Origin of the sequence: Halomonas campaniensis (assembly GCF_002211105.1) — a bacterium.
Lineage (GTDB): Bacteria > Pseudomonadota > Gammaproteobacteria > Pseudomonadales > Halomonadaceae > Vreelandella > Vreelandella campaniensis_A.
The window spans coordinates 158,261-180,318 of the sequence record NZ_JPUA01000028.1 but is presented as its reverse complement, the minus strand read 5'-3'; the positions used below and the strand labels follow the sequence as shown (position 1 = coordinate 180,318).

22 protein-coding genes are annotated in these 22,058 nt (G+C 55.3%); 17 read left to right on the top strand and 5 right to left on the bottom strand.

From position 1 onward, the window contains the following. Position 1: 1 nt before the first annotated feature. The 3 genes from dxs to JI62_RS11120 all read left to right on the top strand — a co-directional run bounded on the left by dxs (position 2) and on the right by JI62_RS11120 (position 3,437). The gene (gene dxs / locus JI62_RS11130; RefSeq protein ID WP_088700218.1) at positions 2 to 1,927 is read left to right on the top strand and encodes a 1-deoxy-D-xylulose-5-phosphate synthase; all 1,926 of its coding nucleotides are present in this window, start codon (positions 2 to 4) and stop codon (positions 1,925 to 1,927) included. A gap of 32 nt (positions 1,928 to 1,959) precedes the next feature. Beyond that, entirely contained in the window at positions 1,960 to 2,724 is a 765-nt protein-coding gene (gene djlA, locus JI62_RS11125) for a co-chaperone DjlA (RefSeq protein ID WP_088700217.1), read from the top strand. 89 nt (positions 2,725 to 2,813) lie between these two features. Further along, a complete protein-coding gene (locus JI62_RS11120) occupies positions 2,814 to 3,437 on the top strand; it encodes a glutathione S-transferase family protein (RefSeq protein WP_088700216.1) in 624 nt (207 codons plus the stop codon). A gap of 80 nt (positions 3,438 to 3,517) precedes the next feature. Here JI62_RS11120 and cheZ read toward each other — a convergent pair whose 3' ends face one another. From cheZ to JI62_RS22450, 4 genes are all read right to left on the bottom strand, one after another. Continuing rightward, positions 3,518 to 4,204: a protein phosphatase CheZ gene (cheZ, locus tag JI62_RS11115; protein WP_088700215.1), complete on the bottom strand. Its 687-nt coding sequence runs from the start codon at positions 4,202 to 4,204 to the stop codon at positions 3,518 to 3,520. Positions 4,205 to 4,488: 284 nt separating this feature from the next. Then, positions 4,489 to 5,208, bottom strand: a complete 720-nt coding sequence (gene trhA, locus JI62_RS11110) for a PAQR family membrane homeostasis protein TrhA (RefSeq protein ID WP_170938536.1) — start codon at positions 5,206 to 5,208, stop codon at positions 4,489 to 4,491. A 36-nt stretch (positions 5,209 to 5,244) separates the two neighbouring features. Next, positions 5,245 to 5,880: a GTP cyclohydrolase II gene (ribA, locus tag JI62_RS11105; protein WP_088700213.1), complete on the bottom strand. Its 636-nt coding sequence runs from the start codon at positions 5,878 to 5,880 to the stop codon at positions 5,245 to 5,247. A 3-nt stretch (positions 5,881 to 5,883) separates the two neighbouring features. Beyond that, positions 5,884 to 6,084: a hypothetical protein gene (locus JI62_RS22450; RefSeq protein WP_141101317.1), complete on the bottom strand. Its 201-nt coding sequence runs from the start codon at positions 6,082 to 6,084 to the stop codon at positions 5,884 to 5,886. A gap of 59 nt (positions 6,085 to 6,143) precedes the next feature. Here JI62_RS22450 and hemE point away from each other — a divergent pair, with 59 nt between their 5' ends. From hemE to JI62_RS11070, 7 genes are all read left to right on the top strand, one after another. Continuing rightward, positions 6,144 to 7,256: a uroporphyrinogen decarboxylase gene (gene hemE, locus JI62_RS11100; protein WP_088700212.1), complete on the top strand. Its 1,113-nt coding sequence runs from the start codon at positions 6,144 to 6,146 to the stop codon at positions 7,254 to 7,256. Then, positions 7,256 to 8,122 carry a polyamine aminopropyltransferase gene (gene speE / locus JI62_RS11095; RefSeq protein ID WP_088700211.1) on the top strand — a complete coding sequence of 289 codons (867 nt, stop codon included), beginning with the start codon at positions 7,256 to 7,258 and terminating at the stop codon, positions 8,120 to 8,122. The genes hemE and speE overlap by 1 nt, the downstream gene beginning before the upstream one ends. Positions 8,123 to 8,394: 272 nt before the next feature. After that, positions 8,395 to 9,420: an amino acid ABC transporter substrate-binding protein gene (locus JI62_RS11090; protein WP_088700210.1), complete on the top strand. Its 1,026-nt coding sequence runs from the start codon at positions 8,395 to 8,397 to the stop codon at positions 9,418 to 9,420. Positions 9,421 to 9,518: 98 nt separating this feature from the next. Next, positions 9,519 to 10,709 carry an amino acid ABC transporter permease gene (locus tag JI62_RS11085; protein ID WP_088700209.1) on the top strand — a complete coding sequence of 397 codons (1,191 nt, stop codon included), beginning with the start codon at positions 9,519 to 9,521 and terminating at the stop codon, positions 10,707 to 10,709. Positions 10,710 to 10,724: 15 nt separating this feature from the next. Beyond that, complete coding sequence (locus JI62_RS11080) at positions 10,725 to 11,825, top strand: amino acid ABC transporter permease (protein ID WP_088700208.1); 1,101 nt, start codon at positions 10,725 to 10,727, stop codon at positions 11,823 to 11,825. Positions 11,826 to 11,927: 102 nt separating this feature from the next. After that, positions 11,928 to 12,656 carry an amino acid ABC transporter ATP-binding protein gene (locus tag JI62_RS11075; RefSeq protein WP_088700243.1) on the top strand — a complete coding sequence of 243 codons (729 nt, stop codon included), beginning with the start codon at positions 11,928 to 11,930 and terminating at the stop codon, positions 12,654 to 12,656. 126 nt (positions 12,657 to 12,782) lie between these two features. Continuing rightward, positions 12,783 to 13,178: a RidA family protein gene (locus JI62_RS11070; protein ID WP_425348137.1), complete on the top strand. Its 396-nt coding sequence runs from the start codon at positions 12,783 to 12,785 to the stop codon at positions 13,176 to 13,178. Here JI62_RS11070 and JI62_RS11065 read toward each other — a convergent pair. Further along, positions 13,175 to 13,768 (bottom strand): histidine phosphatase family protein, encoded by a 594-nt coding sequence (locus tag JI62_RS11065; RefSeq protein ID WP_088700206.1) that lies wholly within the window; start codon positions 13,766 to 13,768, stop codon positions 13,175 to 13,177. The two genes, JI62_RS11070 and JI62_RS11065, sit on opposite strands and share 4 nt — an antisense overlap. Positions 13,769 to 13,940: 172 nt before the next feature. Here JI62_RS11065 and phnD point away from each other — a divergent pair, with 172 nt between their 5' ends. From phnD to JI62_RS11030, 7 genes are all read left to right on the top strand, one after another. After that, positions 13,941 to 14,933 carry a phosphate/phosphite/phosphonate ABC transporter substrate-binding protein gene (phnD, locus tag JI62_RS11060; protein WP_088700205.1) on the top strand — a complete coding sequence of 331 codons (993 nt, stop codon included), beginning with the start codon at positions 13,941 to 13,943 and terminating at the stop codon, positions 14,931 to 14,933. Between the two features lie 56 nt (positions 14,934 to 14,989). After that, positions 14,990 to 15,787, top strand: coding sequence for a phosphonate ABC transporter ATP-binding protein (gene phnC / locus JI62_RS11055; protein ID WP_088700204.1), 798 nt, complete (start codon positions 14,990 to 14,992; stop codon positions 15,785 to 15,787). Next, positions 15,774 to 16,586, top strand: a complete 813-nt coding sequence (gene phnE, locus JI62_RS11050; RefSeq protein WP_088700203.1) for a phosphonate ABC transporter, permease protein PhnE — start codon at positions 15,774 to 15,776, stop codon at positions 16,584 to 16,586. Before phnC ends, phnE (JI62_RS11050) begins: the two co-directional genes overlap by 14 nt. Beyond that, a complete protein-coding gene (gene phnE / locus JI62_RS11045) occupies positions 16,580 to 17,389 on the top strand; it encodes a phosphonate ABC transporter, permease protein PhnE (protein ID WP_088700202.1) in 810 nt (269 codons plus the stop codon). Before phnE (JI62_RS11050) ends, phnE (JI62_RS11045) begins: the two co-directional genes overlap by 7 nt. A gap of 105 nt (positions 17,390 to 17,494) precedes the next feature. Then, the gene (locus JI62_RS11040) at positions 17,495 to 17,923 is read left to right on the top strand and encodes a host attachment protein (RefSeq protein WP_088700201.1); all 429 of its coding nucleotides are present in this window, start codon (positions 17,495 to 17,497) and stop codon (positions 17,921 to 17,923) included. 125 nt (positions 17,924 to 18,048) lie between these two features. Continuing rightward, complete coding sequence (locus tag JI62_RS11035; RefSeq protein ID WP_088700200.1) at positions 18,049 to 19,929, top strand: methyl-accepting chemotaxis protein; 1,881 nt, start codon at positions 18,049 to 18,051, stop codon at positions 19,927 to 19,929. Positions 19,930 to 19,943: 14 nt separating this feature from the next. Next, positions 19,944 to 22,055 carry a methyl-accepting chemotaxis protein gene (locus JI62_RS11030; protein ID WP_088700199.1) on the top strand — a complete coding sequence of 704 codons (2,112 nt, stop codon included), beginning with the start codon at positions 19,944 to 19,946 and terminating at the stop codon, positions 22,053 to 22,055. Positions 22,056 to 22,058: the final 3 nt, after the last annotated feature.

Sequence of the window (22,058 nt, the reverse complement as noted above, 5' to 3'; positions counted from 1 at the left end):
GATGCCCATGAAGCTGTTCGACGAAATCCCCCGCGAGCGCCCCACGACGCCGCTGCTCGACTCCTTTGAGCACCCCGCCGCGCTGCGGGCCATGAACGCCAAGCAACTCGCCCAACTGGCTGACGAGCTGCGCGCCTACCTGCTTTATAGTGTGGGTGTTTCCGGCGGTCACTTTGGCGCTGGACTCGGCGTGGTTGAGCTGAGCATTGCTCTGCACCATATCTACCAAACGCCCAATGACCGACTGGTGTGGGACGTAGGCCATCAGGCCTACCCGCACAAGATTCTCACTGGCCGCCGCGAGGCAATGCTCAGCATTCGCCAGCACGGCGGCTTGGCGGCGTTTCCTCGCCGCGCCGAGTCCGAGTACGACACCTTCGGCGTCGGCCACTCCAGCACGTCGATTTCGGCGGCGCTGGGGATGGCGCTGGCAGCCAAGGCACAGGGCGATAAGCGCCGTGTGTGCGCGATTATTGGCGACGGTGCACTCACCGCTGGCATGGCCTTTGAAGCCCTGGCCCACGCGGGCCACGTAGACGCCAACCTGCTGGTGATTCTCAACGACAACGAGATGTCGATTTCCGAGAACGTCGGCGGCATGGCGACCTATCTTGCCCGGGTGCTCTCCAGCAAGCCCTATCTAAAAATACGCGAAGAGAGCAAAAAAGTGCTTTCCCACCTGCCCGGCGCACTGGAACTGGCCCGGCGCACCGAAGAGCATATGAAAGGCATGGTCAGCCCCGCCACGCTGTTTGAAGAGATGGGCTTTAACTACGTAGGCCCCATGGATGGCCACGATCTCGACGCGCTCACCGATACGCTCGAAAACCTGCGTGACCTGGACGGCCCACAGTTTCTCCATATCAAAACAGTCAAAGGCAAAGGCTTCCTGCCCGCCGAGGCGGATCAGATTGGCTACCACGCCATTACCAAACTGGAAAAGCCCGAAACGCTAGCCAACACGACTACGGTCAAGAAACCAGTGGTTACCCCGCCACCCGCGAAGAAAAAATACTGCAATGTGTTCGGCGAATGGCTCTGCGATATGGCCGCCACCGATTCACGCCTGATGGGCATTACCCCCGCCATGCGCGAAGGCTCCGACCTGATTCGCTTCTCAAAAGAGTACCCAGAGCGCTATTTTGATGTGGCGATTGCCGAGCAGCACGCGGTAACCCTCGCCGCGGGTATGGCCTGCGAAGGCATGAAACCGGTGGTCGCGATCTACTCCACCTTTCTACAACGCGGCTATGACCAGTTGATTCACGACGTCGCGGTGCAGAACCTGGATGTTACCTTCGCCATTGACCGCGCAGGCTTGGTGGGCGAAGACGGCCCCACCCACCACGGCAGTATGGATCTCTCTTTCCTGCGCTGTGTGCCCGGCATGGTGATTCTGGCCCCGGCGGATGAGGCTGAGTGCCGCGCTATGCTGAGTGCCGCCTATCACCACCCCGGCCCCGCCGCGGTGCGCTACCCCCGCGGCACTGGCCCAGGCGTGGAGATCCCCGCGCACCTTGAGCCACTGGCCATTGGTAAAGCGGAAGTACGCCGCCATGCCGCCAACGACGGGGTGCGTATTGCGCTGCTCGCCTTTGGCAGCCTCAATAGCGCCGCAGCAGAAGTCGCCGAACGACTCAATGCTACCCATATCAATATGCGCTCCATCAAACCGCTGGATCGCGATGCGGTGCTTCACGCCGCCGATGAGCACGAACTATTGGTGACCCTGGAAGAGAACGTGGTAGCCGGTGGCGCAGGCAGCGCTGTGAATGAGCTGCTCCACGCCGAAGGCGTTCAGGTGGAAGTGCTCAACCTCGGCCTACCGGACGCCTTTGTAGAGCATGGCACGCCTGCGCAGCTGCTTACCGACTGCCAGCTGGATAGCGCAGGCATTGAGCAGGCTATTCGCGCCCGACTCCCGTAAGTCATTATTTTCACATTACTTTTGAGACCAATATGCTATTTCTGATTATTATCTTCGCCTTGATTGGCCTTGCGTTTGGTGGCCCGGTGGGCCTCCTGATTGGCGGTGGTCTGGGCTGGTGGCTAGGCAAACGCCTTAGCCGTCGTCTGAATATCGCCCGCATGCGCATCCAGGAGGGCTTTCTGGAGTCGATCTTCTCTGTGATGGGTTGCCTATGCCAAGCAGACGGCAAGGTGACCGACGGCGAGCTGGACATCGCTGAAAAGCTGTTTGACCAGATGCATCTTCAGGGCGAACAGCGTGCCAAGGCCCGCGCCGCCTTCGAACGTGGCCGCGCCGATGACTTCAATCTGGACGCCGAGCTGGCCAACGTTAACCGCCTCACCCAGCGCCAGCCGGTTTTGCGTCAGGTGTTTATCCAAGTGCAGCTAACCGCCATAGCGGCAGACGGGGTACTTCATCCCGCCGAGCACGAAATGATTCTGCGCGTCGCCCGGGGCGTAGGCTGTAGTGATGCGGAAGTCCAGCAGATCGAAGCGATGCTCCACGGTGCCGCTGCTAATTCCCAGGGCGCCAGCGAAGAGGCCCTCAAAGACGCTTACCGCGTGCTCGGGGTTTCTGAAGACGCCAGCGATGCAGAGATCAAAAAAGCCTACCGCCGCCTGATGAGCCAAAACCACCCGGACAAACTCGCCGGCAAAGGCCTCCCCGACAGCATGCGCGACGTCGCCCAAGCACGCACCAGCGAAATCGGCAACGCTTACGAGCGAATTCGTGAGGCGCGGGGTAGCGCTTAGAGGTAGCTCTAATAGATAGCATCGAGATAATCGACAGCGACGTTCACGCCCGTTAGATTAAAGCATCGATTTCTCGCCAGGAGCACGCCATGATCACGCTATACACTTTCCCCCACTCCCGCTCGCTACGCGCAGCGTGGACGCTTGAAGAGTTAGGCCTAGAGTATCAGTGCCAGCACGTAGCGCTGGATAAAGGTGAGGGCCAAACAGCCGAACATTTGGCGCGCCACCCGGACGGTAAGGTGCCGGTGATCGAGGATGGCGAGCTCACCCTCTTTGAATCGGCGCCGATTTGCCGTTATCTAGCGGAGCAGTATGGCGATGGTACACTGCTGCCCAGCGATCCCGCCGCCCGCGCTCAGGTCGACCAGTGGCTTAGCTTTATTGTTACGGAAATTGAGCAGCCACTGTGGAATCAGGCCAAACATAAATTCGCCCTGCCTGAAAATAAGCGCGTGACGGCTGTGCTGCCGACCTGCGCCTGGGAGTTTCAGCGTGCGCTAAGCGCCCTCGAGCGTCGCTACAACGGTCAAGAAAACCTGGTGGGCAATACTTTTACCCTCGCGGATCTGTTTTTAGCCCATACCTTATCGTGGGCGATCAGCATGAAGCACCGCCTGCCCGAGCCGCTGGTGGTCTATCGCGAACGCCACATACGACGCCCCGCGATGGCAAAAGCAATTGAGAAAGAGCAGGCAGCCGCGAAGGGTTAATCAAAGTAAACGACAGCTAAGCGCTTTCAAAACCGTTGCTGGCAGCGCATGGCAACGGTTGTTTGCCGGTCTGAGTGCCTCTAAAAGCCAAGTTCATCAAGCAAATCATCGACCTGATCCTGGCCTGACACTGCGTCAACCTTGGTTTCGCCTACCTGGGGACCATTGCGCAGTTTGGCATGTTCATCGCGGCCATCTTCAAGCTTAACGCCATCGGTGACGTTAGGCACATTATCCACTAACACCTGAACAAGCTGCTCTTCGATGAGTTTGATGACTTCCATCATTTTCTTGATCACCTGGCCGGTGAGATCCTGGAAGTCCTGAGCCATCATGATTTCAAGCAGCTCTTTTTGTGTAGCCCCGGTTGCGCTGGGAAGCTTGCTGTTCAAAAAGTCCTGGGTGTCTTCGACGAGACTGGGATCACCCTCTACCGCCGCGAGCTTGGCTGCCGCTAACTGCCAGCGCTTATTAAGCGCAGCGCCCTCTTCTTCGAGACTGTCTTGCACGGGTTGCGCGCGCTCAACGGCATTCAAGGCCCGCTCTGCTGCCTGCTCCGTCATGGAGGCAACATAATTGAGTCGGTCATTGGCATCCGGTATCGCTTGCGCCGCCTGGGTAATTTGCTGATCTAAGCCCAGCTCTTTCATGCTGTCCCGCAGCAGGCGCGTCAAGTGGCCTATGCGATGCACCATTTCATCAGTACTGTCTTTTTTGCCCAGTACCGACGGCATGGTCGTGTCGTGGGCGTTGTTAACAGTGCTCATGACAATCCTCTTGTTGGAAAATCTTGTTGAATGTCGTTTTGGGTGTGGCGATAGACATCACTATGCGAATCCGCTGTGGTTTTTCAGGCCATTCGGCGTTAAATACATCCAGGTCAGTATTTAACCCTATTACTACTTTCGGCTTAATATCTTAAAACTTAAGTTTTTGGCTTAGTTTACAGAGGGATTCTACGACTTACAGGAATTTTCGACCCGCTAAAAAGGCAACTAATAGATAGGCAAATCGAAAAAGGAGAGTGATTTCGACGTCAGGCTATTAACCGCTACGCAGCCGAAACGTGGGGCAACACGGCATTATAAACGGCAAAGTAGTGGCAGACGCTTCCGGCAACCACAAACAGATGCCAGATCGCATGGTTGTAGGGGATCGCGCGCACGGCGTAGAAAATAACGCCTAGTGTGTAGGTGATTCCACCCGCAGCAAGCAGGACGATCCCCGTTGTCGATAGGCTCGCTGCCATATCGCCTGACGCCAGCACGATCATCCACCCCATAAGCAGGTAAATCGCCACGCGCAATATCGAAAAGCGCTGTGGCCACAGCAGTATGCAGGCAATGCCCACTAGCGCCAGCGACCACACGGCGGCAAACAAGACCCAGCCCGTCGTACCGCGCATATTGACGAGTAAAAAGGGTGTGTAAGTACCTGCGATAAGAAGATAAATCGCGCAGTGATCAAGTAATTGAAAACGCTGTTTCCAACGCCGATGAGGGATACCGTGGTAAAGGGTAGAAGCGGTATACAGCAGCACTAGCGTAGTGCCGTACAGGCTCAGGCTGACAATTTTCCAGGGGTCGACATGGGCGGCGTAGCTCGCCGCCACCAACAGTACTACCATTCCGACCAGACTGAGCACAGCACCAATACCGTGAGTGATACTGTGCAGCCACTCTTCAATAACGCTGAATTCACCCTGCTCTTCGGAAGGCTTTTCACGCTGTTGTTTATACTGCTGGTAATGCTCCTTACTGACGGCGTTCATCCTGGGGCGCTCCTGGCATGCCATCTCCCACTCATATCACCCTTTACGTTCAATATCTACATCGCTAGCCTGAGTGAAGTCATCCAAGGCCATCATGTGGCCAAGCTTGCCCGCTTTGGTGGATAGATACTGCTCATTATGGGGGTTAAGCCCGGTGGTGATCGGCAGGCGTTCGACGACATTCACGCCGTCGCGAGTGAGGGCATCCACCTTGCGCGGGTTATTGGTCATTAACCTTAACGATGTGATGCCCAAATGGTTAAGCATCGGCACGCACAGGTCATAGCGGCGCATGTCAGCGCCAAAACCGAGCTGCTCGTTGGCCTCGACCGTATCTGCCCCCTGATCCTGCAGGTGATAAGCGCGAATTTTATTCAACAGGCCAATACCGCGCCCCTCTTGGCGTAAGTAGAACAGGACACCGCGGCCCTCTTCAGCAATGCGTTTGAGCGCTTCCTGCAGCTGGTAGCCACAGTCGCAGCGCATGGAAAACAGCGCATCGCCGGTCAAACACTCGGAGTGCACACGCCCCAACACCGGCGCATCGCCGGTCACATCACCCAGCGTTAAGGCGATATGATCCTTGCCAGTGGCCTCATCTTCGAAGCCATGCATAGTAAATGTTGCCCAGGGCGTGGGCAGCCGGGAAGCGGCAATGAAGCGAATGGTCACAGGTTACCTCGCTGATTGACCAAACCAGTTAACCACACCAGTGTTGGCAAAGTGGGTCAGTATTCTAACAGGAAGCGGCGCAGGCCTCACGCTGGCGAAGAAGCTAAAATCGGCTAAATAGGCGAGAAAAATTGGCCGGGTGCGACGATTTTTGCCACCGAGTACCCCGCCCTGGCGCTTATCTTCAAGTACAATTGCTCGCATACGTTCCCAAGTACCTACACCCAGTACAATGCGGGCAAATTTCTTAAGAGCAAGTGTCTATGACCACTACACCGTTGCAAAATGATCGCTTTCTTCGCGCACTCGCGCGCCAGCCCGTCGACCGCACCCCGGTGTGGATGATGCGACAGGCGGGCCGCTATCTGCCGGAATACCGCGCCAGCCGTGCCGATGCGGGCAGTTTTATGGATCTGTGCCGCAACCATGACCTGGCCTGCGAAGTCACCCTACAGCCCTTGGAGCGTTACCCGCTGGACGCGGCCATTCTGTTTTCAGATATTTTGACTATCCCCGATGCCATGGGGTTGGGGCTCTATTTTGAAACCGGCGAAGGGCCTAAATTTCGCAAAACCGTGCGCACCTCCGAAGAAGTGGCGGCACTCAGCGTTCCTGATGCGGAGCGCGATCTGGATTACGTGATGCGTGCGGTGTCGACCATTCGCCGCGAGCTGAACGGGCGCATGCCGCTGATCGGCTTCTCCGGCAGCCCCTGGACACTGGCGACTTACATGGTGGAGGGCGGTTCCAGCAAAGACTTCCGCCATCTAAAAACCATGCTTTACGATACGCCGGACACCATGCACCAATTGCTGGACACCCTGGCCCACGCGGTGACTGACTATCTGAACGCCCAAATTCGTGCGGGTGCCCAGGCAGTGCAGATTTTTGATACTTGGGGCGGCGCGCTTTCGACGCCAGCTTATCTTGAGTTCTCGCTGCGTTATATGGAGCAGATCGTCTCCGGCTTGATTCGCGAGCACGACGGACGCCACGTACCGGTCATTCTGTTCACTAAAAACGGCGGCCAGTGGCTTGAGCATATCGCCTGCGCCGGTGCCGACGCGCTGGGTATCGACTGGTCAACCGAACTTTCTGATGCGCGCGCTCGTGTTGGGCACAAAGTAGCACTACAAGGGAACCTGGATCCTAACGTGCTGTTCGCCCGCCCCTCGGCTATCCGCGCCGAAGTGGCTCGGGTGCTGGAGAGCTACGGTCACGGCCCTGGCCACGTGTTTAACCTGGGTCACGGTATCAGCCAGTTTACCAACCCCGATAACGTCACCGCCTTTATGGAGGCGCTGCACGAACTCAGCCCGCAGTATCACCGCGATATTCCAACGCACTCAAACGCACAGCACTCAGGAGCCAATTGATGAGCGATTTACGCGACGACCAGTGGTTTACCGAAGTCTTTGATAGCCACGGCAGCGCCTTCTCACTAAAGATCTCTGAAAAGCTGCTGGATGTGCAGAGCCCGTACCAGCACCTGGAGGTCTACGCCACTGAAACCTACGGCAACCTGATGGTGCTGGATGGCTGCGTGATGCTGACCGATCGCGATAACTTCCTCTATCACGAGATGATTGCGCATCCGGCGCTGTTTACCCATCAAGATCCCAAGCGGGTGGTGATTATCGGTGGCGGCGACTGCGGTACCTTAAAAGAGGTGCTGCGCCACCCAGGTGTTGAGCAAGTTACCCAAATTGATATCGACGAAGAGGTTACCAAGGCGTCTGAGCGTTTCTTCCCGTCGTTGGTAGAATCGAATAACGACCCGCGGGCGGAACTGCTGTTCGCCGACGGCGTCAAGTGGGTGGACGATGCACCTGATGAGAGCATCGATGTGCTGATTATCGACTCCACCGACCCGGTTGGGCCTGCTGAAGGGCTGTTCAAAACCGACTTTCTCAAGCGCTGCCACCGTATTTTGAAAAGCGGCGGCGTCATGGTGCAGCAGAGCGAATCACCGCTTTACCACACGGGCTCGATCATTCGTGAGTTACGCCACGATATGCTTGAAGCGGGTTTCGACAGTGTTGCTACTTTGCCCTTCCCGCAGCCGGTTTATCCATCAGGTTGGTGGAGCGTGACACTGGCGGGTAAAGCCACCGATGTGAATACGTTCCGCGAGCAGGCAGCCGCCAGCCACGACCTCCCCCTTGAGTACTACAGCGTTGAAGCCCACCGTGGCGCCCTCGCCCTACCACCGTTTATGCGCAAGGCCTTTGCAGCCGAGTAAACCCTCGGCCGTTTTGCCCACCTTTTCGTCACCGCCCATTTCGACTTGCCCCACAAAGGTGCAAGCTGGAGTGGGCGCTTGCCTTTCTTGCACCTAGACCTTCGTCTCGAATTCGTTGAGTAGCGTTGAAAAGCGCTGAATTAACGCCTGTACCCTTGTTGGCATCTTCCTTGCTAGGTTTAGTTACATGCTACGGCATGCACAACTATTTCAATGACTGATTTCAGCGACTGATTTCAATAATCAATTTCAAGAACTTCGAGGGAAACTAAATGTTCAATAAAAAACACCTAGTGCTGCTGGCATCTGCTGGCTCACTTAGCCTAGCGGGAATAGCAACTGCTCAAGCCGACACCCTGGAAGATACCATTGAGCGTGGCGCCGTTCAGTGTGGTGTGAGCGATGGTCTGCCAGGCTTCTCAGCGCCGGATGACGACGGTAACTGGCAAGGCCTGGACGTTGATGTTTGCCGTGCAGTGGCGGCAGCGGTTCTTGGCGATGCAGATGCGGTGAACTACATTTCCCTCAATGCGGTTGAACGCTTTACCGCCCTGCAGTCGGGTGAGGTTGATGTACTTTCTCGTAACACCACCTGGACAACGACCCGTGACACCACCCTGGGCCTAAACTTCACCGGGGTTAACTTTTACGACGGCCAGGGCTTCATGGTTTCCCGTGACCTGGGTATTACCGGTGCCGATGAGCTCGACGGTGCATCCATCTGTATTCAATCGGGTACTACTACCGAGCTGAACCTTGCTGACTACTTCCGTGCTAACGACATGGAATTCAATCCGATCGTATTTGATACTTCTGAGCAAACAGTGGGTGGTTATCAAGCTGGCCGCTGTGATGTTCTGACCTCTGATACCTCTCAGCTAGCCGCACTGCGTATTCAGCTAGACGACCCTGAAGCGTCCATGATCCTGTCTGAAGTGATCTCCAAAGAGCCGCTGGGCCCCGTGGTTCGTCAAGGCGACGACCTTTGGTTCAATATCGTGAAGTGGTCACTGTTCGCCATGATTAACGCCGAAGAGTACGGCGTCACCAGCGAAAACGCAGAAGAGATGCTGAACTCTGAAAATCCCGATGTTGCTCGCCTGCTAGGCCAAGACGGTAACTACGGTGAAGGTATGGGCCTTGAAGCAGACTGGGCTTACAACATTATTAGCCAAGTTGGTAACTACGCTGAAAGCTTTGAACGTAACGTGGGTATGGACTCTCCGCTTGAAATTGAGCGCGGTGTTAACGCCCTGTGGAACGACGGTGGCTTCCAGTACGCTCCCCCGATTCGCTAAGCGTCTCGCTTGACCCCGGCCCGCCCTCTCTCACGTATCTGTTCCGAGAGTATGGGCGGGCCATTTGATTGACCTTCCGTATTGCGGAGACGCCACCCATGTCTGTAAGACCTAACGCTCGCCCCGTCGGCCAAAAGCCGCCGTTTTGGCGAGACCGCGCAAAGCGCGCACTTATTTTCCAGCTCATTTTAGTCGCCGTTGTCGCGGCTTTCCTGATCTATATTATCGGCAATACCCAAGCCAACCTGAACGCCCGCGGCATCACGACAGGCTTCGGCTTCCTGGGCAATACAGCCGGCTTTGGTATTGGTCAAAGTTTAATCGAGTACTCCTCCCAGAGCACCTACGGTCGCACCTTCGTGATTGGCTTGCTCAACACGCTGTTGGTCGGTGGGCTGGGGGTGTTAGCTGCCTCGATTATTGGTTTTATCGTTGGTATTGCACGGCTATCGCCCAATTGGCTGATTGCTAAGCTAGCCAACGCTTATATCGAAACGTTTCGTAACATCCCGCTGCTGCTGCAAATTTTCTTCTGGTACTTTGCAGTACTGCGGACGCTACCCAGCGCCAGAGAGAGCATGGCATTTGGTGAAGCCATCTTCCTAAATGTTCGCGGGCTCTACCTGCCGCAACCGCTTTTCGAGTCAGGCTTTGGGCTAATCCCTGCGACCTTTGTGGTGGCCATCATCGCTAGCATTGCGCTGGTCATTTGGAACAAGCGCCGCCACGAAGCCACCGGCAAGCGCTTGCCAGTTTTCTGGATGTCGCTGGTGATTATTTTTGGCCTGCCGCTGCTGGTATTAGTCGCCACCGGTGTACCGGTCACCTGGGAGATGCCGGTACTTCGCGGCTTTAACTTTGGCGGAGGCATCACCATTATCCCTGAGTTTTTGGCTCTATGGCTGGCGCTGTCTATCTATACGGCCTCCTTCATTGCGGAGATTGTGCGCTCAGGCATCCAGGCTATTCCCCATGGTCAAACGGAAGCCGCCCAGGCATTGAGCTTGCCGCGCAATTTAGTGCTGCGCCTAGTGGTGATTCCACAAGCCATGCGCGTCATCATTCCGCCGCTCACCAGCCAATACCTTAACTTGATTAAAAACTCATCCCTGGCCACCGCCATTGGCTACCCCGACCTGGTATCGGTTTTTGCCGGTACTACGCTCAACCAGACCGGTCAGGCAATTGAAGTCATTGCCATGACCATGGCGGTTTATCTGATCATCAGCTTGCTGGTGTCCATGTTCATGAACTGGTTCAACGCTCGCGTTGCGCTGGTCGAACGCTAGGCCGGAGGCGACCCCATGATTCACAATAAAGAAACCATACCTCAGCGCCCGGCCCCTAAAGGCACCATCGGCCCAATTGCTTGGCTACGTGGCAATCTGTTTAACGGCCCCATCAATAGCATTTTCACGCTGCTGGGCCTCTACGTGCTGTATCTACTCGTGGTACCAACAGTTCAATGGGCATTCATTGATGCCAACTGGGTAGGCGATAGCCGCGAAGACTGTACCCGGGCGGGCGCCTGCTGGGTATTCGTTAACGCACGTTTTTCCCAGTTTATGTATGGCCTCTACCCCAGCGAGGAGTACTGGCGCGCTAATATCGTGTTCGCCATGTTTGCAGGCATTATTGCCTGGATGGTCATTCCACGGCTGCCGTTCAAGCGTTGGATGGCACTGTTTGCCCTGCTGATTTTCCCCGTGATTGCCTACGTGCTGCTACACGGCGGCTATTTTGATCTACCCAGGGTTTCCACCCACCGCTGGGGCGGATTGATGCTGACGCTGCTACTGGCAAGCGTAGGGATGATTGGTGCGCTTCCTATCGGCATCGTACTCGCCCTTGGGCGACGCTCGAACATGCCTATCGTCAAAACATTCTGCGTGATCTTTATTGAGTTTTGGCGCGGTGTGCCACTGATCACCATTCTGTTTATGGCCTCTGTGATGCTGCCGCTGTTCCTACCGTCAGAGCTTAGCGTGGATCGCCTTGTGCGGGCGCTAATAGGCCTTACGCTGTTCCAAAGTGCTTATATGGCGGAGGTTATTCGCGGTGGTTTACAGGCGATTCCCAAAGGCCAGGACGAGGCCGCCGCGGCGCTAGGGATGACGTATTGGAAACGTATGGGGCTTATCGTGATGCCCCAAGCACTCAAAATGATGATCCCCGGTATCGTCAATACGTTTATCTCGCTGTTTAAAGACACCACCCTGGTGATGATCATCGGGCTGTTTGACCTGTTGGGCATTGTGCAAGCGGCGCTTTCCGACTCGCGCTGGCTGGGCTTCTCAATTGAGGGGTATGTATTTGCCGCGTTCGTGTTCTGGATCTTCTGCTTCAGCATGTCGCGCTACAGCCAGTACCTGGAACGCAAGCTAAATACTGGTCATAAGCAATAGGCTTATCCTCACGCTTAATGCCGAATCTATTTACGTTTTGAGTAGGATTTCAACATGACACAAGCAGCCACCAGCACCTCTGACACCAGTACTTCTGACCTGATGGTCGAGATGCGCAACGTTAACAAGTGGTACGGTGACTTTCACGTACTGCGGGATATCTACCTGGAGGTAAAACGCGGTGAACGTATCGTGGTTTGCGGACCCTCGGGTTCGGGCAAATCAACGCTGATCCGCTGTATTAACCACCTTGAAGAGCACCAAAAAGGTGAAATCGTGGTAGGCGGTGTACCGCTAACCCAAGATGTGAAACGTATCGAGCAGATTCGTCGCAGCGTCGGCATGGTGTTTCAGCACTTCAATCTGTTCCCGCATTTATCAGTGCTGGAAAACTGCTGTATCGCGCCAATGTGGGTACAAAAGAAGCCCCGCAAAGAGGCCGAAGCGCTGGCCATGGAGTACCTTGAAAGGGTGCGTATTGCCGAGCAGGCTACTAAGTACCCTGGGCAGCTCTCTGGTGGGCAGCAGCAGCGTGTAGCAATTGCCCGCTCACTCTGCATGCACCCGGATGTGATGCTGTTTGATGAGCCCACCTCCGCCCTTGACCCTGAGATGATCAAGGAGGTGCTGGATGTGATGGTGGAGCTGGCGGAAGAAGGCATGACGATGATCTGTGTCACCCACGAAATGGGCTTCGCCAAAAAAGTGGCTGACCGGGTCATCTTTATGGATCAGGGGCAAATCATTGAAGAGAACGCACCGGAGCCGTTCTTCAATAACCCACAGTCTGAGCGTACCAAACTGTTCCTTAGCCAGATTCTGGGGCACTAATACACAGCCCAGACTGCAAAGCAGCTGTGGATAAGTAAATTATCATGGGCCTCTCTTGAGGCCCATGATGGTTAACAGACTTAAAAAAACAGCCAGTAGAAACAGTTAACGAAGGATAAAAACATGATTGAAAAGCTGTTTATTGACCGTGCGCCACAGCCTATTGCGCCTTTTTCCCACGCCTGCCGGGTGGGCGATCTGGTCTTTATCACCGGACAAATGCCGACGGTGCCAGAAACCAATGAGATGCTTTTGGGCACCTTCACCGAGCAGACTCACCGAGTGATGCAGAACCTGGCGATTGTATTGGAAGAAGTCGGCAGCGACTTCGAATATGTGGTGCAGTCGCGGGTGTTTATTACCAATATGGGCCACTTCGATGAAGTGAATAAGGTCTACGCCAGCTACTTCCCCCAGCCGTTGCCAACCCGCACCTGCATTGGGGTGACCGGCTTGGCGGGCGGCGCCGATGTAGAAGTCGATATGATTGCCTGGATACCGCCTGCTGCCGAGAACGCCTAACCGCCTACTTGGGTAACGCTCGCGGGCAGTAATGCGGGCTGTTCACGGTGCTGGGTAAGGGGCTTATTCGCCAGCGCCGTTAACAAAATCTGTAGCGGGTCGCCGTGACTCACCAATAGGATGGTTTCACCGCTAACCTGCTGCTCCCACGCCGCTATCACCGCCTGCATGCGGCTCGCCACCCCGCTTAACGCCTCTACCTGATAGTGACGATGCTCGGCATCCTCGGCATCCAAAGCCCATATACGGGGATAGCGATCGTCTCCCTGCCCCTCTAACTCGCCAAAATGGCGCTCTCGCAAGCGCGTATCCACGCTGGGCACTAACCCGAACCTGGCTGCTACATGGGCAGCGGTTTGAGTGGTACGCAAAAAGTCTGAATGCACCACCCGGGTCGGCACAGGCCACTGCCAATCGGCAACGAGCTGGGCAAGTTGTTGCTCGCCATACTCGGAAAGACCGAAGTTTTCTATCCCTCGCTCTGGCGAGCTGACAATCACCCCCTGCTGATTGGCCTGGCTATGGCCATGGCGCATTAGTAAGTAGCGGTTACGCCAATGGTCGGAGAGCGGCTGTAAAGTATTTGACATAAGTTTGTCACAAACCCTAGATTGAAGGTGTCTACTTTCGAAAATAACCATCCTTGGCGCGGAATGTCCACTTACGAAAGCTTTTCTGTTTTCGATAGTGGCAAAACGCAGCAAAGGAAACACCGCTCGATCCATGCAAGAACACAACAATAACGCACAAACGAGGCTTACCATGGCAACTTCGCTCTTCCGCAAGCGCCCCCTTGCGATACTTACCGCCGCATCTCTATTACCGCTCGCCCTGCTCACTACGCCCGCTTTAGCTGAGTGCGAACGCGGCGATTTAGATACTATTTACTGTGATGAAAATGGCGATATGGTCGCCGACCGCCCTGCCGATGAGTCTGAGTGGGCTAATCCAGACACGCTGATTTTTGCTTATACCCCCGTAGAAGACCCGGCCATCTATTCAGATATTTGGCAGCCCTTTATCGATCACTTGGCTGAGGTTACCGAGCGCGATGTGCGCTTCTTTGCTGTGCAGTCCAACGCGGCGCAGGTTGAAGCTATGCGAAGCGGGCGCTTACATATCGCCGGTTTCTCCACTGGCCCTACGCCGTTTGCGGTGAACTTGGCCGGGGCCGTGCCGTTTGCGTTAATGGGCTCTGATGACGGCCAATTCGGCTATACCCTGCAGTTGTTTACCCATGTCGACTCTGATATCCATGAGGTAGAGGATCTCAAAGGCAAACGCGTCGCCCATACTTCTCCAACGTCCAACTCGGGTAACCTAGCCCCTCGCGCTCTGCTGCCTGAACTCGGCATTACCCCCGATGAGGATTATGAAGTGGTCTACTCGGGCAGCCACGACCAATCCATGCTGGGCGTCGTGGCTAAAGACTACGATGCGGCTCCGGTCGCTTCCGAAGTAGTCGAGCGGATGGCGGCGCGCGGACTTTACGATGAAGAGGACGTGCGCCTGATATTTGAGTCCGATCGTTTCCCCACCACCTCGTACAATTACGCGCACAACCTGCACCCCGATCTGGTCGAAAAAATTGAAGAAGCCTTCTTCAGCTTTGATTTTATCGGCACCGAGCTAGGCGAAGAGTTTGAGGGCGTCGAAAAATTCATCCCCATCAACTACCAAGACAACTGGAAGGTGATTCGTACCATCCAAGCGGCCAATAACGTGAGCTATACGCCCGAAAATTTGGAAGAGTAAACGTAGCGCACCGCCGCCGGCGGTGCGGTTATTGTCTCGACGATGGAAGCGGACACATGCTGGAAATTACCAATCTGGTCAAACGCTATGGCCACGATGAAGCCGTGCTGAAAGGGCTTGACCTCAAGGTAGAGGGAAACAGCGTTGTTTCTATCGTAGGTGCCTCGGGTGCAGGTAAAAGCACCATGCTTAGATGTATCAATCGCCTGGTCGAACCAACCTCGGGCTCGATCAAGCTCAACGGCAATGAGCTGGTGAACCTTAAAGGCGCTGAATTACGCCGCGCGCGCCGCAAAATCGGCATGGTGTTCCAGGGCTTTAACCTACTGGATCGCTTAACCGTGATGGAGAATGTACTGGCCGGGCGGTTGGGTTACGTCAATCTCTACCAGGCGATTTCACGTCGTTACCCCCAGGCAGATATTGAGCGTGCGTTTGTACTGATGGAGCGGGTGGGCATTGCTCATTACGCCAACAAGCGTGCCGATGAGCTCTCCGGTGGGGAGCGCCAGCGGGTAGGCGTGGTGCGCGCTTTAATGCAGGAACCTGAAGTGCTGCTGGCGGATGAACCGACTGCCTCGCTGGATCCACGCACTTCCGAGCAAATCATGATATTGCTGCAAAGCCTGGCCAGTGAGCTGTCGCTGCCAGTGTTGATCAATATCCACAATGTTGCACAGGCCAAAACCTATACCGAGCGGATTGTGGGTCTACGCCACGGTAAGATGATCTTTGATGGGTTGCCTGCCGATTTCAACAAAGACGCGTTAGACGCTATCTACGGCGGCATTGAAGCACCGGACGATGCGATTACCGATACGCCAGCGGAGGAGCGCTCCCATGACTCCGCCTGAGTCCCCTTCAACGGCCCCCCGCACCTGGAGAAAGCCGCCGTTTATCGCTAACCCGCTGCTGCGCTACGGGCTGATCATCGTCGCGGTGGTCTATTTGGTCTGGGCCTTCGGCTCATTGCCGTTTAACTGGGCGCGTATCTCGGAAGGTTTGCCACGCGCAGCACGCATTTTTAGCGGTGGCTTTCCACCCAACTTAGAGCGCTACGAGCTGCTGATAACAGGCTTTAAAGAGAGCTTCCAGATCGCCATTTTGGCTACCCTACTGGGGGTCTTTCTATCGATTCCGTTTGCCGTCATGGCGGCGCGCAATATCGCCCCCATGCCCATCTATCTCATTGGTCGCGCCGTCATTATTGTATCGCGCAGCTTTCACCCGGTGATCGTGGCGATTCTGTTTGTTGCCGCGGTGGGGTTTGGCCCGCTGGCGGGCATTTTGACCCTCACTCTCTACTCGATTGGTTTTGTAGGAAAGCTGCTGGCCGAAGAGATAGAAGAGATTGACTGGGGCCAAGTAGAAGCCATGAAAGCCGCTGGCGCGGGGTATGTGGCGATTCTGTTTTATGCCGTTTTCCCGCAGATACTGCCACGCCAAGTGGGGCTCTCCATGTACCAGCTAGACAGTAACCTGCGCGCATCAGCGGTGGTCGGAATCGTGGGAGCAGGCGGCATAGGCGGTACGCTAATGAACGCCTTTGGACGCTACGACTACGATTTCGCCTTTGCCATTCTGCTCATTATCATCGCGGTCATTTTGCTCAGTGAAGGTGTCAGCGGCTGGGTAAGGAAAAAAATATGGTAGATCACGCACAGCAGCTTGCCGACCGCGTTTGGCAACGCTACGACCGCAAACAGCGCCTTATTCGTTACGCCGTACTGCTAGCTACGTTGATGGTAGTGGTTTGGGCGGTACGCGACATCGATATTTTCTGGCCCTGGGTATGGGACGCGCCCAATCAAATTTCTGCGCTTGGGGGGCGCATGTGGCCGCCCAGCCCGGCCGGGCTGAACGGTATTATCGCCGCGCTGATCGAGACCGTGCATATCGCCACGCTGGCCACTTTCTTAACCATCTTCTTGGCGCTCCCGGTGGCCTACATTGCTGCCCAGAACACCACGCCTAACCGTGCCTGCCTGTGGCTGGGGCGTTTCATTCTGGTCTCTAGCCGCTCAGTAAACACCATTATCTGGGCACTGCTGTTCGTGGCCATTTTTGGCCCCGGCGTGTTAGCGGGCATTCTTGCCATCGTATTCCGCTCAATCGGCTTTATCGGCAAGCTGATGGGCGAGGCAATAGAGGAGATTGACCGGCGCCCCGTAGAAGCCATGGAAGCGACCGGCGCCTCCAAGGCAAAAGTGGTCGCCTACGCGATTGTCCCTCAAGTCATGCCCGCCTTTTTTGCCATTGTGATTCTCCGCTGGGACATCAATATCCGTGAATCAACGGTGCTTGGGCTAGTGGGCGCGGGTGGCATTGGGGTTATTTTGCAGGGGGCAATTGATACCTTCGCTTGGCCGACCGTAGCGACTATTTTAATTGCCATTATTGTGTTGGTGCTGATGGGGGAAGCCGTCACAAGCTTGCTACGTAGCAAGGTGCTGTAGCCCCACTGTTTAAACCAGGTTGTTTAAGCCAAGGTAAGCGTTTGACCTAACGCCAAACGCTTGCCATGGTTAGATGACCATCAACGACATGGAGTATGCACAGCGATGACAACCTATATCGTGGTAGCCGACGCCGCTCGCGCACGTATTTTTACCCGAGATGCCTTAACGTTGGCGGAAAAGGAGAGCATGGTTCACGCTGAAGGACGCCTGCACGAAGGTGACTTGGTCACCGACGGTCGAGGCGATGTGCATGAGTCGATGTCCACCACCTCTCGCTCGGCGGGTGAAGAGGGAACGGCTACTAAGCACGAAAACGAGCTGTTTGCGAAAGAGGTCGCTCAGCGGCTTTACAACGCTCGAGTAGGCAACAGTATGGAGAAGCTCATTATGGTGGCGCCGCCTAAATTTTTGGGGCTGCTACGTGAAAAACTTGATGGCCCAACTCAAAAGCTTGTTATTCACTCCCTATCAAAAGACCTCAGTAAAGCCTCACTGAACGACATCCAGCATGCAGTTAGCGACCTACGCTAGTCTGTTAAACGATAAATAAACCTTATAGCTAAAGGAAAAGTCGCTCTCGTCGATAGCTGAAGGGTCTCCCTTTTATCTTGTGCGGTCACAACGCGCTGATACAAACTTCGACCCAGAGAGCGACTATGCTTGCATCATTAAGAGTCCGAATCCTACTTGCCGCCTTGGCCCTCATTACCCTTGCCCTAGTGATTAACGGCATTGCCAGTTACACCACCGTTAAACACCATAATAACCAACAAGTAAGCCAGAACCTCAGCGCCGTAGTGAAAGGAAACACACAGGCCATTAATGAATGGTTTAACGTGCGCTACACCATGCTTGCCAGTATGGAAGATGCCGTTAATAGCGATGCTCCACTTGCCGCGCTGCGCCAGTTGGCTGCTTCTGGCAGTTTCAGGAGCACCTACATTGCCTATCCCTCCACACCAGACGCTATTTTTTCCGATGGATGGCAGCCCCCCAGTGATTACGATCCTCGCCAACGTCCCTGGTACAAAGGTGCGACCGAGGCCCAGGATACGGTTATCACTGCACCTTATATCGATGCACAATCAGGCGGGTTGATTGTCACCTTTGCACGCCCTTTTTATCGTAATGGACAGCTTGCCGCCGTCATCGGCGCTGACATTGCGATCACAGATGTTATAGAGATAGTCAGTGGTATCGCCCCCACAGAATCAAGCTTTGGCTTTCTAACCACTGACGACGGCACCCTGGTTGCCCATCCAGACGTGGAATTAACGCTTGAGCCTTCTACACGGCTGAGCGATGACCTGACTCCTACTCGTCTTAACCAAATCACCCAAGCCGATTCGCCCCAAATAGTGTCACTGCAAAACAGCGACAAGCTACTCATGGGCAGCCATGTCGGTGGTGACAGCGGATGGCAGTTAGTCGTTGCCATGGATGAAGCTGAAGCCACCGCAGGCCTACGAGCTATCGCCACCACCTCAATTGTGACACTACTGGTTGTCGCTGCCGTCACTGCTGTCTTGTTTGGCCTGCTGCTTACTTTTCTGCTGCGGCGTTTGCTAGTGGCACGCGACGCGATGAATAACATCGCCTCTGGCGAGGGTGACCTAACCCGGCGACTGCCTGAAGAAGGCAACGATGAGATCACTCAGATTGCCAAAGCCTTCAACCGATTTGTAAGCAAAATGGAAGCCGTCTTAATTGATGTGCGCTCAAGTAGTGAATCCGTTCACCATGCGGCTAACGAAATTGCCATGGGCGGTCAGGACTTGTCCCGCCGTACGGACAACGCTGCCGCTAGCCTGCAGCAGACCTCAGCATCGATCGAGGAAATCACCAGCACGGTTCAACACACGGCGGCCTCCGCAAAAGAGGCCAACAAGCTTTCTCAAACCGCCTCTGAAGTCGCCAACGAAGGCGGGAAAGTTGTGGCGAATGTAGTCACCACCATGGAGGACATTACCAAAGCGTCCGATAAAATTGGCGATATTGTGACGTTAATGAACAGTATTTCATTTCAGACCAACCTGCTGGCGCTTAATGCCTCAGTGGAAGCCGCTCGGGCAGGTGAGCATGGCCGTGGCTTTGCCGTGGTAGCTGACGAGGTACGCAAACTGGCCGGACGTAGTAGCGATGCCGCCAACGATATCCAAAAATTGATCGAAGATTCACAAAGCAAGGTGAATAACGGCACCACTCTCGTACGCAATGCTGGCGCCACCATGCAGGATATCGTGGCGCATATTACCCGTGTAACTGATGTATTGGAGGAAATCAATGCGGCCACCAGTGAGCAGAGTGATGGCATTAATCAAGTCAATATTGCCGTCGCCGAGCTTGATCGCATGACCCAGGAGAATGCTGCCATGGTGGAGGAGTCCACTACCGCGGCTGAACAATTGAAAGAACAGGCTGACCACTTGGCTGGTACCGTGGGAGCCTTCACTCTGTCAAGCAGTTCAGTGCCCCAGGATGGCCGTCTTATGGCGCCCACTCCACTGCCACAGTATGCGGTTACCTCGCTAGCATAAAGAGATCAACAACAATGAAATTTAAGTCCGTCCGCACCCTCATTGCCACGCTGGTCGGTGGTTGCATCCTTCTGGTCGTCGCTGCGCTTGTCATCTATTCGGTGATTGCCAACGCACGCTCCCAGGCGCTGGTTGAAAGTCAGACGAAGGAGTTGCTCGAAAGCAATATCGAAGCACGCCTGACGGCGATCGCCTCCGCCCAAACCGAAGAAATCAAAGGAGAGCTTGAGCACGCTCTGACCCTTGCCACTAGCTTGGCTAACACCAATGCCATGTTAGGCCAGGAGGACGAAGATGGGCGGCCTTTAATGACCATGAGTCGCCGCGAGCTTTCGCTGCTTGTGCGTCAAACCGTTGTGGATAACAGCGAACTACTTGACGCTTTTATTGGTTGGGAGCCTAACGCCTTTGGTAGTGATGCACGTTATACCGGGCGTGAAGATCAAGGTTACGGCCCCGACGGCCGCTTTATGCCCTGGTGGTATCGCACCGAAAGCGGCGATATTGAAGTTTTGGCGCTGGGCAGCGACATGGAAAACCAAGAGCGCGATGCTGATGGAATCCGGCGCGGGGAGTACTATCTATGCACCAAAGAAACGAAGCGTAGCTGTGTTGTCGACCCCCACCTATACGATTATAACGGCGAGATATTACTGGTTACTTCGTTTAATGCGCCCATCCTGGTAGACAATGAGTTTCGCGGCAGCGCCGGCGTCGACCTGTCTGTTGAATTTATTCAGAGTCTGCTGGAAGAGGCCAATGCATCGCTCTATGACGGCGCTGGAGAAATTGCGCTGATCGCTTCCCAAGGTGCTCTGGCGGCCTATACCAGCTCGCCTGACCTGCTAGGCAAACATGTTGAAAACGTGCTCGATGCTGACCTCCAGGCTGGCATCGCTCAGGCGCAGCAGGGAGAGAGAGTGCGCAGGCTCGACACGGAGCAGGGCATGACCGAACTTTACTGGCCCTTTTCCATCGATGAGAGTGGTAACCCCTGGGTATTGATGATTCGGCTGCCTGAAAGCGCCGTGCTTGCTGGCCTCAATGACTTGCAAGCGCAAATGGAAAGCCAGCGCGAGACTTCGACACTCGGTATGATTGGCATGGGTCTGGTGATCGCCTTTCTGGGTCTGATTGCCAGTTGGCTGCTGGGAAGCAGCATCTCTCGCCCGCTGAAACAACTGGCCGATCGCATGCGCGAGATCGCCTCTGGGGATGGCGACTTAACCCAGCGACTACCGGTGCGTGGGCGTGACGAAGGGGCAGAGCTGGCGATTCAGTTCAATGCCTTTGCGGTCAAGATCCACGATGTACTGGTTGACGTACGCACCAGCAGTGAATCCGTTCACCATGCGGCCAATGAGATCGCCATGGGCGGTCAGGACTTGTCCCGCCGTACGGACAACGCTGCCGCTAGCCTGCAGCAAACCTCTGCCTCAATCGAGGAAATCACCAGCACGGTTCAGCACACGGCGGCTTCGGCCAAAGAAGCCAACAAGCTTTCTCAGACCGCGTCAGAGGTAGCCAGAGAAGGCGGGCAAGTCGTGGCAAATGTGGTCACGACCATGGAAGATATTACCCATGCCTCGGACAAGATCGGTGAAATCGTCACCTTAATGAACAGCATTTCGTTCCAGACCAACCTGCTGGCGCTCAACGCCTCGGTGGAAGCCGCTCGGGCGGGTGAGCATGGTCGCGGTTTTGCCGTGGTGGCCGATGAGGTACGCAAACTGGCAGGTCGCAGCAGCGAGGCGGCCAACGATATCCAAAAACTGATTGAGGATTCCCAAAGCAAGGTCAATAACGGCACCACGTTGGTGCGCAATGCAGGGTCTACCATGCAGGAGATCGTGGCGCATATTACCCGTGTGACCGATGTTCTGGAGGAGATCAACGCCGCCACCAGCGAGCAAAGCGAAGGCATCAAACAAGTCAACATCGCAGTCGCAGAACTGGATCGCATGACCCAGGAGAACGCGGCCATGGTGGAAGAGTCCACGACCGCTGCCGAGCAGTTGAAAGAGCAAGCCGACCATTTAGCGGTCACTATAGGCAGTTTCAAACTGTCTCAACACCCACCGGCTCCGCTCACGCTAAAGTCTGCCAAAGCGTTGCCATCATTTTGAGGG